Below are 14,487 nucleotides of genomic sequence, written 5' to 3' on the forward strand. Positions count from 1 at the left end.
ATTCGTGGATTTAGTTATCTCTCTCCTGCCCTTCGCCATGTTCATTGCAGCGTTCGTGGCGCTGCTGCGCGGTTTTCCCGTGGCGTTTACGCTGGCGGGAGTGGGCCTGGCCTTCGCCCTGATCGGTCTGGCGCTGGGGCTGTTTGACCCGTTCCATCTGCGCGCCTTCCCGCAACGCATCTACGGCAACATCATGGAGATGGACAAAGCCATCCTCGTGGCGGTGCCGCTCTTTGTCTTCATGGGCGTGATGCTGGAGAAATCGCGCATCGCCGAACAATTGCTCGACGCCATGGGCTCGCTGTTCGGCACGCTGCGCGGGGGCCTGGGCATATCGGTCGTCATTGTGGGCGCTCTGCTGGCCGCCTCCACCGGCATAGTCGGCGCAACCGTCGTGACGATGGGCTTGCTGTCCCTGCCCACCATGCTCAAGCGCGGCTATTCGCCGTCTCTCGCAGCCGGATCCATCGCCGCGGCGGGCACGCTGGGCCAGATCATTCCGCCCTCCATCGTTCTGGTTTTGCTGGGCGATCAGCTCTCTTCCGCCTATGCCGAAGCGCAACGGGCTCAGGGCATCTTCTCGCCCGACATCGTCTCGGTCGGCGATCTGTTCGCCGGGGCGCTGATCCCCGGCCTGCTGTTGGTCGTGGTCTATGTGCTCTATCAGGTCGGCGTGGCGATCCTTCGGCCCTCGGCCTCACCCGCCATCCCGAAGGAAGAGATGCACGCGGACTGGAGCAAGCTGCTGCATGCCCTCGTCCCGCCCCTCATCCTGATCATTGCGGTGCTGGGCTCAATCCTCGCGGGCCTGGCCACCCCCACCGAAGCGGCTGGCGTGGGCGCCTTGGGCGCAATCTTGCTGGCAGGCTATCGAAACAGCGGTGCGTCCGAGAACCCGGCGCTTGGAAAGCGCCTGATCCTTGTGAGCGCGATTGCGCTTTTCGCACTCCTGCTCTCACCTCTGGCGTTTGATCTGCGGGCGGGCGGAACCACGCTGCAGCAGAGCGTCGCCTACGCTTTGTCAGCCCTCTCAGCCCTTGGCGTGCTTGTCGCCTGCATCCGGCTTTTCCGCTCGGGTGTTCTCGATGCGGTCATGCGCTCCACCGCGCAGATTTCGGCAATGGTGTTCGTCATCCTGATCGGGGCGAGCCTGTTCGCGCTGGTCTTCCGAGAGCTGGGCGGCGATCACACGGTGCGTGCAGCCCTCGAAGCCGCGCCCGGCGGCGCGACCGGCGCGCTGATCGTCGTGATGGTCGTGATGTTCTTGCTGGGCTTCTTCCTCGATTTTATCGAGATCACCTTCGTCGTGGTGCCGATCGTTGCGCCGGTGCTGTTCATGATGGGGGTCGATCCGGTCTGGCTGGGCGTGATGATGGCGCTCAACCTTCAGACCAGCTTTCTGACCCCGCCCTTCGGCTTTGCACTCTTCTATCTGCGGGGCGTGGCGCCGCCGGAAGTGACCTCAGCCGCGATCTATCGGGGCGCGGCGCCTTTCGTCATAATCCAGCTATTGATGATCGCTATGGTCGCGGCTCTGCCGTGGCTGGCGACGGCGCTGCCTGGACTGCTTTATGACTGACGACACCAAAACGGGCTCCGCGTCCGGCCATAGCAATATCTCCGCCCTGATGTCAGACCGGCAGGCCCTGCAGCGTGTGTTCATCGTGCTGCTGGCGCTGGGCGTGTCCATTGTCTTCATCTGGATGATCCGCGGCTTTCTCAGCCCGCTCTTCATGGCGGCCGTATTTGCGATGTTCCTCCATCCGGTGCAACGCCTGCTCAAGCCTGTCACCTTCGGATCCCCGTCCGCAGCGGCAGGCGTGGTGCTGGTGCTTGCCATCGTCGTGGTGCTGATCCCGCTAACGGCGATCCTCGCGATCGTGGCGGATCAGGCCGTGCAGGTGACGGGCACAGTCGCACCCTGGGTGCAGGACCAGATCCGTCTCATCCGCGAAGGCGGCATCGAGGCCCTGCCCGAATGGCTGCCTTTCCGTGAGAGCCTCGCCCCTTACCAGCAGGACATCACCAATCAGGCCGCCCAGTTCGCCTCCAATGCGGGCGGCTGGCTGGTGGATGGTCTGCGCAAGGCCACGTCGGGCACCTTCGGAGCCTTCCTTGATCTCGTGGTGATGCTGTTTGCGCTGTTCTTCTTCCTGACGCGCGGGCCCCAGCTCGCCAGCCACGGGCTGCAGCTGATGCCCATGCCGCGTGAAGATCGCGAGCTTCTGGTCGAGCGCGCCATGTCGACCATTCGCGCCACGGTGAAAGGCACCTTCGTCATCGCCATCATCCAGGGCTCGCTGACGGGCGTGGCCCTCGCCATGGCCGGCGTGCCGGGCGCGCTGTTCTGGGCGACCGTGACGACCGTGCTGTCGGTCATTCCGGGCATTGGCCCGCCTCTGGTCTGGGGGCCGGCTGGCATCTGGCTGATCGCCAGCGGAAATTATGTCGCCGGCGGCTTGCTGATCGCCTGGGGCGCTCTGGTGGTGGGCCTGATCGACAATCTCCTGCGCCCGCGCCTTGTGGGCCAGGACGCCAAGTTGCCCGATCTGATGATCCTGATCTCGACCCTGGGCGGGCTGACGCTGTTCGGCGCTGTCGGCATCATCGTAGGCCCGATGATCGCCGCCCTCTTCTCCTCAATTTGGTATCTGTACGCCCAGTCCTATGCGCCGCTTCTTCATGAGGATCAGGAAACGAAAGCGGACTGACTTCTAATTAAGCACTCTGTTTCAACCATCAAAAATAGTGCGGTATCCTAGTTGTTTATTAGAGTAATAAGCACGCATCCCGCCATAGGCGACAGAAACGCCAAATACAGTCAGTGGCGCCGCAATCGCCTGCGGACCGGCTAAAGCCACCAGATTTGCGAAAAACAAGATAAAGAAGTCCTTCCAGCTTCCGAGTGCCAGACCGACCCCAATTGCGCCGAACACGCCACAGGCAGCACAGAAAATAATGTTCTTTCGGCCATCAAGCGGACCTAGAGATTTGCAAGCCCGCTCAACGACGGTTGCACCATCATGTATCATCTCACCCTCACATGCTGAACTCGCATGAGGCATATCACTTTGTAAGAGAGCGCTCATTCTACATTTCGCGCAAAAGGCGTGCGGAGCTAGACGTGAGGCACTGATGCATCAGTTTGGCGGTGGCCGCCCGCATATTCGACCAGCGCCTCGATGCGCTTGCTGATCGGCGGGTGCGTAGCGAAGAGGCCGGCGAAGCTGGCCTTGGCCGTGTCGTCGATAAACATCTGACGCACTTCCTTGGGTGCGTCCTCGATTTCGGAGCGACCGGAGATTTTCTCGAGCGCAGAGATCATCGCATCAGGATTTTTGGTCAGCTCGACCGCGCCCGCGTCGGCCATGAACTCGCGGGAGCGCGACAACGCAAAGCGGATCAGAATGGCCAGCCCGTAAGCCACCGAAGCGATCAGGGAGACGACCAGAAGGATCATCCCGCCCCGCGCCCCATTGCCTGAACGGCGGAAGACAAAGGTGCGCATCCCCATCTCGATGGCGAAAGAGATGATGCCCACAAAGATCACCGAGATCACCAGAAGGCGCACATCGCGGTTGATCACATGGCTCAGCTCATGGGCCAGAACCGCTTCCAGCTCGTCCCGGTCCAGCGCGTTCATCAGCCCGCGCGTCACGGTGATCACCGCCTTTTTCTCACTCAGGCCCGACGCATAGGCGTTCAGCGCCTCGCTCTCGATGATGCGCAAGGACGGCATCGGCATGCCGCGAGAAATCGTCAGGTTTTCAAGGAGGTTGTAGAGCTCGGGCTCATCGGTGCGGCTGACTTTTTTGGCGCCTGTCGAGGCGTCAATGATGGCCTGATGAGAGAACCAGGCGATGACGAACCAGATCGCCACGCCCACCATCACGAAGGGCGTCACGTACACGGTCTGATCAAAGGCCTGACCGGCATAACGCACAAAGCTCGTCTCGGTCGTATCCGCACTCGCGAGCAGAAAGACCCCGGCATACACCAGGGCCAGAACCAGCACCGGAAACAGCGCCAAGAGAATGATGGATTTGAGGTTGTTGTTCCAAATATGGGTGCGCAGGCCTGCACTGGCGATCATGATGCGCCTCCTGCCTGCCTGCGCATGACCTTAGAACTTCACAGACGGGCCGGCATTGACGGCGGCGCGTTCGCTGGCGGCGACTTCAAAGAAGTCCGCCTCGTTAAAGCCGAAGGAGTTCGCCAGAATGACGGCCGGGAACTGCTCGCGGGCGGTGTTGTATTCGCTGACCGCATTGTTGAAGAAGCGGCGGGCGGCGGCGATCTTGTTCTCAAGATCGGCGAGCTCGTTCTGCAGCGACAGGAAGTTCTCGTTCGCCTTCAGGTCCGGATAGCTTTCAGACAAGGCGAAGAGCTGACGCAGCGCGCCGGAGAGAACGTTTTCGGCAGCGGCCAGATCCTTGACAGAGCTGGCGTCCACAGCCTGCTGGCGCGCTTTCACCACGCTTTCGAGCGTGTCTTTCTCGTGGCTGGCATAGCCCTTCACCGTCTCGACCAGGTTCGGGACCAGGTCGTGGCGCTGCTTGAGCTGCACATCGATGTCACCCCAAGCCTGGCGCGTCGTCTGACGCAGCGCCACCAGCCGGTTGTAGATCATCATCACGAACAGGCCGATCAGAACGATCACACCGAAAACAATCAGCAATTCCATGAAACGCTCCTTGATGGCGCTGAGGGGAAACCGGGTAAAGCCTTACTCTGATTGGGGGAGAACGCCAAGTTATCGTTCGGTCACAGCCCTAACGCCCGCCAAACGTTTTCGAGGCGAAGCCGCGCGGGGCGAGCTTGCCGGCCTGGGCGCGCTTGCCTTCATAATAGCGCCAGTCTTCCACGAGGTGACGACGGCCCGCCGGATCTACGCGGACAAGGCCTTCTTCAGCGCTGAACACGCTGATATCGGCGACTTCACCGCCCTTGCCGCCCAGAAGGCGTACGCCCTTGCCGCGCACCATTTCGGGGATCTCATCAGCCGCGAAGACCAGAAGTTTCTTGTTCTCGCCCAGCACCGCAATGCGGTCGCCCGTCATGGGCAGGGCCATCATGGCCTTGTGCCCATCGATCACATTGAGAACCTGTCGGCCTGCGCGCTTGATGGCGGGCAGTTCCTTTTCCGCCACCACAAAGCCATGCCCGGAGGTCGAGGCCAGCAGCAGTTTGCGATCAGGCGAATATTTGAACAGCGCCACCGGCTCGGCGCTCTCATCCATGTCGATCAACAGACGCACCGGCTCGCCAAAGCCGCGCCCGCCGGGCAGCTTGGAGGCGTCCAGCGTATAGACCCGGCCATCACTGGTGAGCATAAGGATCTTGTCGGTCGTCTCGGCCTTGAGCGAGAACGCGGTCTCGTCGCCATCCTTGTGCTTGATGCCGGTCACGTCATCGGTGTGCCCCTTGAGCGCGCGGATCCAGCCCATGCGCGACAGGACAAGGGTGATCGGCTCACGCGGGATCAGCGCTTCCTCGACCATGTCGGCGAGGTCGGCCGCCGGGGCGTCGGCGAAGGTCGTGCGACGCTTGCCCAGCTCGGTGGTCGGGCCGAAACGTTTTTTGACGTCCGCGACTTCGCTGTCGACCTTCTTCCATTGCAGGCCTTCATCGCCGATCAACGCGGTCAGCTCGTCGCGCTCGCCTTCCAGGCGGGACTGCTCGTCACGGATTTCCATCTCTTCAAGCTTGCGCAAGCTGCGCAGACGCATGTTCAGGATGGCTTCCGCCTGACGGTCGGTCAGGGAGAAGGTCTTGATCAGCTGATCCTTGGGATGATCCTCAAAGCGGATAATCCGGATGACTTCATCCAGATTGAGATAGGCGACCATGAAGCCCGACAGGACTTCCAGCCGGTCTTCCACATGCTCCAGACGCGTCGTCGCGCGGCGGACCACCACAACACGGCGGTGGTCGAGCCAGATCTGCAGCGCTTCCTTCAGGCCCACCACACGCGGCGCGCCGGTGGGATCAAGGACGTTGAGGTTCAGCGCGAAGCGGATTTCGAGATCGGTCAGCTTGAACACGGACTCCATCAGGAGCGCGGGATCAATGGTGCGCGATTTGGGCTCCAGGATCAGGCGCACATCCTCGGCGCTCTCATCCATCACATCCGCCAGAAGCGGCAGTTTCTTCTGATCCAGAAGCGCGGCAATGCGTTCGATCAGCTTGGCTTTCTGCACGAGGTACGGGATCTCGGTGACCACGATCTGCCACTGGCCACGGCCCAGCTCCTCGACTTCCCAACGCGCGCGCAGGCGGAAACCACCCCGCCCTGTCTCATAGGCGTCGAGAATGTTCTCACGCGCTTCCACGCACACCCCGCCGGTGGGGAAGTCCGGGCCCTGCACATAGTTCAGCAAAGTCTCGGTGGCGGCGTTCGGCGTCTTGATCAGATGGCGGGCGGCATCGCACAGCTCGGCGGCGTTATGGGGCGGGATATTGGTCGCCATACCCACCGCAATACCCGCCGAGCCATTGGCCAGAAGGTTCGGGAAGGCGGCGGGCAGAACCAGAGGTTCCTTGTCTTCGCCGTCATAGGTCTCGCGGAAATCGACCGTGCCTTCATCGTAATCCTGCAAGATCAGGATCGCGGCTTCGGTCAGACGCGCTTCAGTGTACCGCATGGCGGCGGCGCCATCGCCGTCCACATTACCGAAATTGCCCTGGCCTTCGACAAGCGGGTAGCGCGAGGCGAAATCCTGCGCCAGACGCACCAGCGCTTCATACACCGCCTGATCACCATGGGGGTGGAACCGGCCGATAACGTCACCGACCACCCGGGCGCATTTCTTGAAGGCGGTATCGGGTGACAGCTTCAGAAGCCGCATGGCGTAAAGAAGACGTCGGTGAACCGGCTTCAGGCCGTCGCGCGCATCGGGCAGCGCCCGCTGGGTAATGGTGGAGAGCGCATAGGCGAGATAGCGCGAGGAGAGAGCGTCATTGAAGCTCTCATCGAAAATACGCCCGCCATCGCCGGGAAATTGCTCGCCCATCCAGATCCCCTCAGGTCATCCAAGTGATTCGATCACACCCCAGTATGGAGCGGATCGCCCTGTCAGGGCAGGTCAGGACGCAGGCTTTTCAACAGTTGTTGCGTCAGGTTCAAAGCCGGCCGTCAGCGTCCAGCCGTTCGATCATGCGCGTGCGGGCGTCCGGCAGCATCCGGTCAGCGGGCCAGAGCACGCGGCGTTCAATGAAATGGCCCGTCAGATTGAGCCCTGCCCCCACATCGCCGTCCGCCACCTGCCCGCCGCCCTTCATGAAGCCCGGCAGCGCCAGCATGCGATCCTGATAGGGCGCGCCAGCCTCGGCGCTGACCGCGCGACCCGATTTGGGGCTGACATAGACAAGATCGGTCTCAACGCCCGTCGCCGCACAGCGCCTCAGATCAAGGCCATAGCCAAGATCGGCCAGCAGCCCCGCCTCCCACCGCACATAAAGCGCAGGCCAGAGATCGGGGTCTTCCAGCGCGCTGATCAGCACTTCAAAGGCGTCCGCGACAGCAGGATGTTCTTCACGCTCGGGCAGGCACATGGACGCCATGGCGCACGCCGCGTTCAGGCCCGACAGCGCCAACGGGTCTTCCATCAGGACACCCGCAGAAAGGTCTTCAGCCTCGACCGCGAAGCCGCCGAGATGGCTTTCAAGCCGGGCGCGCCAGACGGCGCGGACCCGGTTGCCCGGCTGCAGGATGGGGCGCATGGCCTTGGACCGACCGCCCCGCACCAGCCCGGCATGGCGGCCATGCTCCACCGTCAGCACCTCGATCACCGCGCTGGTCTCCCCATGGGGACGCACGGCGACGATCCGGCCTGAGGCGGTCCATTCCATCAGGCGTCGAAGTCGAGCCCGAGCGCATTGAAGCGGGCGCGCTCATCGCCCCAGTTCGGACGCACCTTCACGAACAGGAAAAGGTGGACCTTGCGGTCCAGCTGTTCTTCCAGATCGGCCCGGGACGCGGTGGAGACCCATTTGATGGTCTGCCCGCCCTTGCCCAGAATGATCGGCTTGTGGCCCTCGCGTTCGACATAGACGGTCTGCTCGATGCGTACGGAGCCGTCCTTCTGGTCCTTCCAGCTGTCGGTTTCCACCGTCAGCCCGTAAGGCAGCTCGTCATGGACGCGCAGATAAAGCTTCTCGCGGGTCACCTCGGCGGCCAGCATGCGCTCTGACAGGTCCGCGATCTGGTCCTCGGGATACAGGAACGGGCTTTCCGGCATCAGGGTGACCAGGAAGTCCGCCAGATCCTTGATCCGGTCGCCATTGCTGGCGCTGATCATGAAGACATCGCTGTAAACGCCTGTTTCAAAGAGCTTTTGTGACAAGTCCAGAAGCTCTTCGCGTTTGATCAGGTCGATCTTGTTGAGCACCAGAACAGCCTTCAGCTCGTGCGCCTTGAGGCCATCGATCACCCGCTCCACATCCTCGACGGTGCGGCGCGCCTTGCTCAGCTGAGCGGCGGCGTCAACGACGTGGACGATGGCGTCCGCATCATCCGCACCTTCCCAGGCGCTGGCGACCATGGCGCGGTCCAGACGACGGCGCGGCGCGAACACGCCGGGCGTGTCCACCAGCACCAGCTGGGAGCCGTCATGGATCATCACGCCGCGCACCTGAAAGCGCGTGGTCTGAACCTTCGGCGTCACGATGGAGACCTTGCGGCCGACCAGCGCATTCACCAGCGTGGATTTACCCGCATTCGGCGCGCCAATGATGGCGACAAAGCCGGCGCGCGTCGCGTTCTGATCAGCCATCTGCGGCCTCCCGTGTCAGCATTTCCGAGGCCGCGGCGCGTTGGGCGTCCTGTTTGGACCCGCCCTCGCCACGCGCCGGCGCGACACCATCGAGCCGGACTTCAATTTCAAACACCGGACGATGGTCCGGCCCCTTGCGCGCCACGGTCTCATATACCGGTACGCCATAACCTTTTTGCGCCGCCCATTCCTGAAGCTGGGATTTGGCGTCCTTGGGACGCCGGGTCAGCTGTTCGATCTCGTCGGCCCAGAAGGTCGTGAAGAAGGCCCAGGCTGCATCCAGCCCCCCATCGAGATAAAGCGCGCCAATCACCGCTTCGCACGCATCCGCGATGATGGATTCCTTCTGGCGTCCGCCCAGGCGTTCCTCCGCGGCGGACAGGCGCAGCCCTTCACCCAGATCGCAACGGCGCGCCGCGCGGGCGCAGGCGGACTTGTTGACCACCGCATTCAGACGCTGGGCGAGACCGCCCTCTTCCAGATTGGGGAAGGTCTCATACAGGCGCTGGCTGGCCATCAGGCCCAGAACCCGGTCGCCGAGAAACTCCAGACGCTCATTGGAGGACGCGCGCGAGCGTCCATCCCCGTGCGAGGCATGGGTCAGCGCGCGCTCCAGAAGCTCCCGGTCCTTGAACCGATAAGCGATGCGCGCTTCAAAATCTTTGATCCGATCACTCATGATACGGGCTTCATTCTCTCAAGCAGCGTCCGGGTCAACCGCTTCAATCACCACAAAGGCCTGCGCATAGGGCGGCTCATCACTCATGGTGAGGTGAAACCTTGCGCTTTTTCCGGCGGGTAAACGTACCTCGAGCTGGCGCTGCGCTTCTCCCGTCAGAGTGATGACGGGCCGGCCGCCTTTCAGGTTCAGCACTTCGATATCGGTGAAGCTGACCCCGCGCCACAAGCCGCCGCCAATGGCCTTGGCGCAGGCTTCCTTGGCCGCGAAGCGCTTGGCGTAAGTGTTGATCCGGCCCGGCCGCGCTTCAGCGCGCGCCTGTTCGGCCCCGGTATAGATCCGGTCGAGAAACCGCGCGCCAAACCGGTCGATCGCGCGCTCGATGCGGCGAATATCGGTGAGGTCTGATCCAACGCCCAGGATCACAGGGCAGTCTCCGCCCGCGCCTCATCCATCAAAGCGCGCATACGTTTCACCGCTGCTTCAAGCCCGGTGAAAATCGCTTCACCGATCAGGAAATGGCCGATATTGAGCTCGGCGATCTCGGGGATGGCGGACACCGGCTTCACATTGTCAAAGGTCAGGCCGTGCCCGGCATGAGGCTCGAGGCCACGTTTGCGCGCCTCGACAGCCGCCAGACGGATGCGCTCCAGCTCCTGCGCCGCTGCTTCCTCGCCGCCTTCAAGCCAGAGCTCGGCATAACGGCCCGTATGCAGCTCCACCACAGGCGCGCCCAGCACTTCGGCCACAGCGATCTGGACCGGATCAGGCTCGATGAACAGCGACACCCGACAGCCCGCCTCTGACAGTTCACGCACCACAGGGGCGATCTGATTGTGCAGGCCCGCCACATCGAGACCGCCTTCGGTGGTCCGTTCCTCGCGCTTTTCAGGCACGATGCAGGCGGCGTGGGGTTTGAAAGCGACCGCAATCGCTGTCATCTCCCCGGTCGCCGCCATTTCCAGATTGATGGGCAGCCCGGAAGCTTCGCGCACCTTGTGCAGGTCCGCATCCTGAATGTGACGACGGTCTTCGCGCAAATGGATGGTCAGACCGTCCGCCCCGGCCGCCTGGGCCATGGCCGCCGCGCGTGCGGGATCGGGATGCAAACCGCCCCGGGCGTTCCTGATGGTCGCCACATGGTCGATATTCAGTCCCAGACGCTGGCGCGGCAGGCTCATCAGGCCAGCCCCCGGCTTCCCGGTTTGATCGCGGGAATACGCTCAAGCTCCGGCGGCAAATCATCTGCCGGATAGGTCGGGAAGTTCACAGTCGCGAGCGCCACCAGCGGCACGCCCACATCAGCCTTGCCGCCCGAACGATCCACCAGACAGCCTTCGGCTACCACCTTCGCGCCCGACTTCTCGATGGCTGCGATACACTCACGAGAGCTCAGACCCGTCGTGACGATGTCCTCGATCACCAGCACCCGATCTGCGGCGGTGAGTTCAAAGCCGCGACGCAGGGCGAATTCGCCGTTTTCGCGTTCGACGAACATGAAGGGCAGCGCCATATGGCGGCTGGTTTCATAGCCCGGGATGATACCGCCCATGGCCGGCGACACGATGGCGGTGAACGGGCCATGGCCTGCGGCTTTCAGAGCCTCGGCCAGCGCCTTGCACAAACGCTCGGTGCGCGCCGCATCCCGGAAGACCAGAGCCTTCTGCAGGAAGACGGGGCTGCGCAGCCCGGACGAGAGAATGAAATGACCTTCAAGAAGGGCGCCCGCCTCCTTGAATTCCGCCAGCACGTCCTCGGTGGTCATGCAGTCTCCTTTAAGGCAGGGTCTTCGGTCAGGCGCGCACGCTCGGCCGAGACGACACGGTCGCTGGTTTTCAGCGCCGATACGATATTGTTCAGGTGGCGCGCGTCAAAGACCTCGACGTCAAACGCCATCTCGAAAAAGTCCCGCGTGCGCGAGAGCGTCTTCACATCGGTGATGTTGCCGCGCGCATCACCCACCACGCCCGCGATCTCCGCCAGCACGCCCGGCTCGTTGCGTACGGTCGCATGAATGCGCCCCACAGAGACCCCGCGCGCATCCGCTTCCGGCGTCCATTTCAGATCGATCCAGTTGGCGAGGCTGGCGTCATCTTCCCAGGCGGCGAGACGCTCGCAGTCGATGACGTGAACCTGCACGCCGCGTCCCGGCTGCAACACGCCAACGATGCGGTCGCCCGGCATCGGGGAACAGCATTCGGCAAAGTGAAGCGAGACGCCTGGCGTCAGGCCGCGGCCATGAACAAACAGCGCGCCCTTGTCATCCTCGATCAGCTCACGATCGGTCAGGCTGTCGCCACGGTGCTCGCGCTGGCCCGGGAAGACCGCGTCCAGCATTTCAGACGAGCTGACCGTGCCGCGACCAAGCGCAATGAGAAGCGCCTCAGGGCTCTCAAGCTCCAGTCGCTTCAGGCCGTCGCCCAGAGCGCTCTCGCGGAATTCCTTGCCCTCACGAGCGAAGGCATGTTCGGCGATCACACGGCCAATACGTGCGAACTCCTCGCTCTCCGATTCCCGGATCAGCTTGCGGATTGCAGCGCGGGCGCGGCCCGTGACCGCCACATCTTCCCAGCCGGCGGGCGGCTGACGCTCCCCGCCTTTGACAATGTCGACCACATCGCCGTTGGACAGGCGTTGGCGCAGCGGACGCTCGCGCCCATTGATGCGGGCGCCGATGGCCGTGTAACCAAGCTCGGTATGGACCGCGAACGCAAAGTCCAGCGGCGTCGCGCCATTGGGCAGCGCGATCAGTCGGCCCTTGGGTGTGAAGCAATAGACCTGGTCGGAGAACATCTCGAGCTTGGCGTGCTCGAGGAATTCATCCGGGTCCCCGCCCTGCTCCAGGATTTCGACAAACGGGCGCAGGCGGTCAAGCGGGTCGCCGCCAGCTTCACGCGCCGCTTTCGGGTCATAGGCGTAGCCGTTCTCGGTCTTGTAGCGCCAGTGCGCCGCAACCCCGGTGTCCGCAACGCGCTCCATCTCTTCCGTACGGATCTGAAGCTCGACCCGGATATTGCCCGGCCCGATGATAGTGGTGTGAAGCGAGCGGTAGTTATTGGGCTTGGGCGTCGAGATATAGTCGTGGAAGCGCTCGGGCACGCAACGCCAGGTCCGGTGCACAACGCCAAGCGCGGCGTAGCAGTCTTCCGGCGTCTCGGTCAGGATGCGGAACGCGTAGATATCGGCGATGTCATCAAACGACACGCCCTTCTTTTCCAGCTTGCGCCAGATCGAATAGGGCCGCTTTTCCCGCCCGAACACCCGGCAATCTATCCCGGCATCGGTCAGGCGCTCAGAGAGCGTTGACGACACGATGGCGACGGCGTCCGCGCGGGTCTCGCGCAGTTCGACCAGTCGCCTTGTGACCGATTCATAGGCCGCCGGATTGACGTTCTGGAAGGACAGGTTCTCAAGCTCGACACAAACCCGGTTCACCCCGATCCGGCGCGCCAGAGGTGCGTAGATTTCCAAGGTTTCAAGCGCCACGCGCTCGCGTTTTTCAGGCTTGGGCACATAATGCAGCGTGCGCATATTGTGCAGGCGGTCGCACAGCTTGACCAGAAGCACCCGAACATCGCGGGTAATCGCCACGACCAGCTTTTGAAGATTCTCGGCCTGCTTGGTGCGCTTGGAGGCCAGCTCCATCTGACCAAGCTTGGTCACGCCATCCACAAGCTGGGCGACATCGGCGCCAAACAGGCGCTCGATATCCTCAAGCGTTGCGGGCGTATCCTCCACGGTGTCGTGCAGGAGGCCGGTGCAGATCGTCGCCACGTCCAGGCGCAGCTCCGCCAGGAGCATGGCCACCGCCACAACGTGGGAATAATAGGGATGACCGGACTGGCGGGTCTGTCCTTCATGACTGTCGCGCGCAAAATTGTACGCGCGACGGATCAGATCCGCATCAGCCTGAGGATAATACGCCTGAACACGCGCAACCAGATCGTCGGCGCTCGGGATTGCGTCGGCGGATGCGAGCGCAGACGGGGACGCCAGCGCACTCATGAGGCTTAAAGTCGGCCGTCAGCCGGGCCGTCACGGTCAGACTGCAGCGCCTTGAGCATGGCGGTTTCGTCCATCTCGGGCGCGGGCAGAGCAGGAGCAGCCGGCGCTTCGGTCTGCGGAACGCGCTCTTCGATGCCGCCCTCGTCGTCGTCAGAGGGGATCACGCGCTGCAGGCCGGACACGAGGCTTTCACCCAGCGTATCCAGGTCCAGCTTCTCGTCAGCAATCTCACGCAGGGCGACGACAGGGTTCTTGTCGTTGTCGCGATCCAGCGTCAGCTCCGCACCGGCGGAGATGTTACGGGCGCGGTGCGCAGCCAGGAGAACCAGACGGAACCGGTTGTCGACCTTATCGATGCAATCTTCGACGGTAACGCGAGCCATGCCGGGGGGCGCTCCTTGAATACGTAAGAGTTGAAAGAGTGCTGATAGCTTAACTGGACGCCCGCTTCAACCTGTGCGTCGCAGCATGCAGCACCCCGCCCGCAGGACGACAGTCCTTGCGGTCATTCCAGCTGAGCTTCCCGATCATCTGGTCAATATCCTCACCAGATGCCGGAGAGCGCCAGTCTGGCGCAATTTCGCGCATAGGCAAGAGAACAAAGGCGCGATCCTGCGCTCTGGGATGCGGCAGGACCAGATCGGCCTGATTTTCAGGCGTGCGCACCCTTGCCCTGAAATCAACCAGATCCAGATCCAGTGTCCGAGGCGCATTGCGGATGGAACGCTCTCGCCCGCAAGCCGTTTCCACCTCGTGAAGGATGCGCATCAGAACCACAGGGTCCTCTCCAGACCACGCCACCCGGGCCACCGCGTTCAGGAAAGGTGGAAGAGACGGATCCGGCCAGGCCGGCGTGCGCCAGGGGCGCGAGCAGTTCAGGAGGACAACCCCATGCTGGCTTAACAGCTGCAATGCACGACGAAGGTTTTCAAACGGCGTGCATCGACGGTAAAGTTGATTGGCTCCCAAGGCGATAAATATGCCTTGTTGAGCCTCATTCCCGCGAAAAGATTGTTGGAAAGGCATAAA

General features: G+C 62.7%; 15 protein-coding genes. 2 read left to right on the plus strand and 13 right to left on the minus strand.

Annotation, left to right across the window (positions count from 1 at the left end):
- Positions 1 to 4 precede the first annotated feature (4 nt).
- Both ACFELO_RS07405 and ACFELO_RS07410 read left to right on the plus strand, forming a co-directional pair.
- Positions 5 to 1,579: a TRAP transporter large permease gene (locus ACFELO_RS07405; RefSeq protein ID WP_440957139.1), complete on the plus strand. Its 1,575-nt coding sequence runs from the start codon at positions 5 to 7 to the stop codon at positions 1,577 to 1,579.
- A complete protein-coding gene (locus ACFELO_RS07410) occupies positions 1,572 to 2,711 on the plus strand; it encodes an AI-2E family transporter (protein ID WP_440957140.1) in 1,140 nt (379 codons plus the stop codon). The genes ACFELO_RS07405 and ACFELO_RS07410 overlap by 8 nt, the downstream gene beginning before the upstream one ends.
- Before the next feature lie 21 nt (positions 2,712 to 2,732).
- Here the strand turns inward: ACFELO_RS07410 and ACFELO_RS07415 are convergent, their stop codons facing one another.
- From ACFELO_RS07415 to folK, 13 genes are all read right to left on the minus strand, one after another.
- Positions 2,733 to 3,032 carry a hypothetical protein gene (locus tag ACFELO_RS07415; protein ID WP_440957141.1) on the minus strand — a complete coding sequence of 100 codons (300 nt, stop codon included), beginning with the start codon at positions 3,030 to 3,032 and terminating at the stop codon, positions 2,733 to 2,735.
- Between the two features lie 86 nt (positions 3,033 to 3,118).
- On the minus strand, positions 3,119 to 4,093 hold the full coding sequence (locus ACFELO_RS07420) for a M48 family metallopeptidase (RefSeq protein ID WP_440957142.1): 975 nt from the start codon (positions 4,091 to 4,093) through the stop codon (positions 3,119 to 3,121).
- A gap of 30 nt (positions 4,094 to 4,123) precedes the next feature.
- Complete coding sequence (locus ACFELO_RS07425; protein WP_440957143.1) at positions 4,124 to 4,684, minus strand: LemA family protein; 561 nt, start codon at positions 4,682 to 4,684, stop codon at positions 4,124 to 4,126.
- A gap of 88 nt (positions 4,685 to 4,772) precedes the next feature.
- Entirely contained in the window at positions 4,773 to 7,013 is a 2,241-nt protein-coding gene (gene parC / locus ACFELO_RS07430; RefSeq protein WP_440957144.1) for a DNA topoisomerase IV subunit A, read from the minus strand.
- 109 nt (positions 7,014 to 7,122) lie between these two features.
- The gene (gene recO / locus ACFELO_RS07435; RefSeq protein WP_440957145.1) at positions 7,123 to 7,851 is read right to left on the minus strand and encodes a DNA repair protein RecO; all 729 of its coding nucleotides are present in this window, start codon (positions 7,849 to 7,851) and stop codon (positions 7,123 to 7,125) included.
- On the minus strand, positions 7,851 to 8,774 hold the full coding sequence (era, locus tag ACFELO_RS07440; RefSeq protein ID WP_440957146.1) for a GTPase Era: 924 nt from the start codon (positions 8,772 to 8,774) through the stop codon (positions 7,851 to 7,853). The genes recO and era overlap by 1 nt, the downstream gene beginning before the upstream one ends.
- Positions 8,767 to 9,453 (minus strand): ribonuclease III, encoded by a 687-nt coding sequence (rnc, locus tag ACFELO_RS07445; RefSeq protein ID WP_440957147.1) that lies wholly within the window; start codon positions 9,451 to 9,453, stop codon positions 8,767 to 8,769. Before rnc ends, era begins: the two co-directional genes overlap by 8 nt.
- Before the next feature lie 18 nt (positions 9,454 to 9,471).
- Positions 9,472 to 9,879 carry a holo-ACP synthase gene (gene acpS, locus ACFELO_RS07450; RefSeq protein WP_440957148.1) on the minus strand — a complete coding sequence of 136 codons (408 nt, stop codon included), beginning with the start codon at positions 9,877 to 9,879 and terminating at the stop codon, positions 9,472 to 9,474.
- Positions 9,876 to 10,634: a pyridoxine 5'-phosphate synthase gene (locus ACFELO_RS07455; protein ID WP_440957149.1), complete on the minus strand. Its 759-nt coding sequence runs from the start codon at positions 10,632 to 10,634 to the stop codon at positions 9,876 to 9,878. The genes acpS and ACFELO_RS07455 overlap by 4 nt, the downstream gene beginning before the upstream one ends.
- Positions 10,634 to 11,218, minus strand: a complete 585-nt coding sequence (gene pyrE / locus ACFELO_RS07460) for an orotate phosphoribosyltransferase (RefSeq protein ID WP_440957150.1) — start codon at positions 11,216 to 11,218, stop codon at positions 10,634 to 10,636. The genes ACFELO_RS07455 and pyrE overlap by 1 nt, the downstream gene beginning before the upstream one ends.
- Positions 11,215 to 13,458, minus strand: coding sequence for a RelA/SpoT family protein (locus tag ACFELO_RS07465; protein ID WP_440957151.1), 2,244 nt, complete (start codon positions 13,456 to 13,458; stop codon positions 11,215 to 11,217). Before ACFELO_RS07465 ends, pyrE begins: the two co-directional genes overlap by 4 nt.
- A 5-nt stretch (positions 13,459 to 13,463) precedes the next feature.
- Positions 13,464 to 13,841, minus strand: a complete 378-nt coding sequence (rpoZ, locus tag ACFELO_RS07470; protein ID WP_440957152.1) for a DNA-directed RNA polymerase subunit omega — start codon at positions 13,839 to 13,841, stop codon at positions 13,464 to 13,466.
- A 49-nt stretch (positions 13,842 to 13,890) separates the two neighbouring features.
- Entirely contained in the window at positions 13,891 to 14,484 is a 594-nt protein-coding gene (gene folK, locus ACFELO_RS07475; protein WP_440957153.1) for a 2-amino-4-hydroxy-6-hydroxymethyldihydropteridine diphosphokinase, read from the minus strand.
- Between the last annotated feature and the right edge of the window lie 3 nt (positions 14,485 to 14,487).

Origin of the sequence: Oceanicaulis sp. LC35 (genome assembly GCF_052055585.1) — a bacterium.
Lineage (GTDB): Bacteria > Pseudomonadota > Alphaproteobacteria > Caulobacterales > Maricaulaceae > Oceanicaulis.

What these genes read in the sequence shown, in the direction of transcription:
- ACFELO_RS07415 (WP_440957141.1), bottom strand. Translation starts at nt 3,032, where the DNA reads ATGATACATGATGGTGCAACCGTCGTTGAGCGGGCTTGCAAATCTCTA.
- parC (WP_440957144.1), bottom strand. Translation starts at nt 7,013, where the DNA reads ATGGGCGAGCAATTTCCCGGCGATGGCGGGCGTATTTTCGATGAGAGC.
- ACFELO_RS07455 (WP_440957149.1), bottom strand. Translation starts at nt 10,634, where the DNA reads ATGAGCCTGCCGCGCCAGCGTCTGGGACTGAATATCGACCATGTGGCG.
- ACFELO_RS07425 (WP_440957143.1), bottom strand. Translation starts at nt 4,684, where the DNA reads ATGGAATTGCTGATTGTTTTCGGTGTGATCGTTCTGATCGGCCTGTTC.
- folK (WP_440957153.1), bottom strand. Translation starts at nt 14,484, where the DNA reads ATGCCTTTCCAACAATCTTTTCGCGGGAATGAGGCTCAACAAGGCATA.
- ACFELO_RS07465 (WP_440957151.1), bottom strand. Translation starts at nt 13,458, where the DNA reads ATGAGTGCGCTGGCGTCCCCGTCTGCGCTCGCATCCGCCGACGCAATC.
- rnc (WP_440957147.1), bottom strand. Translation starts at nt 9,453, where the DNA reads ATGAGTGATCGGATCAAAGATTTTGAAGCGCGCATCGCTTATCGGTTC.
- recO (WP_440957145.1), bottom strand. Translation starts at nt 7,851, where the DNA reads ATGGAATGGACCGCCTCAGGCCGGATCGTCGCCGTGCGTCCCCATGGG.
- era (WP_440957146.1), bottom strand. Translation starts at nt 8,774, where the DNA reads ATGGCTGATCAGAACGCGACGCGCGCCGGCTTTGTCGCCATCATTGGC.
- pyrE (WP_440957150.1), bottom strand. Translation starts at nt 11,218, where the DNA reads ATGACCACCGAGGACGTGCTGGCGGAATTCAAGGAGGCGGGCGCCCTT.
- ACFELO_RS07410 (WP_440957140.1), top strand. Translation starts at nt 1,572, where the DNA reads ATGACTGACGACACCAAAACGGGCTCCGCGTCCGGCCATAGCAATATC.
- ACFELO_RS07420 (WP_440957142.1), bottom strand. Translation starts at nt 4,093, where the DNA reads ATGATCGCCAGTGCAGGCCTGCGCACCCATATTTGGAACAACAACCTC.
- rpoZ (WP_440957152.1), bottom strand. Translation starts at nt 13,841, where the DNA reads ATGGCTCGCGTTACCGTCGAAGATTGCATCGATAAGGTCGACAACCGG.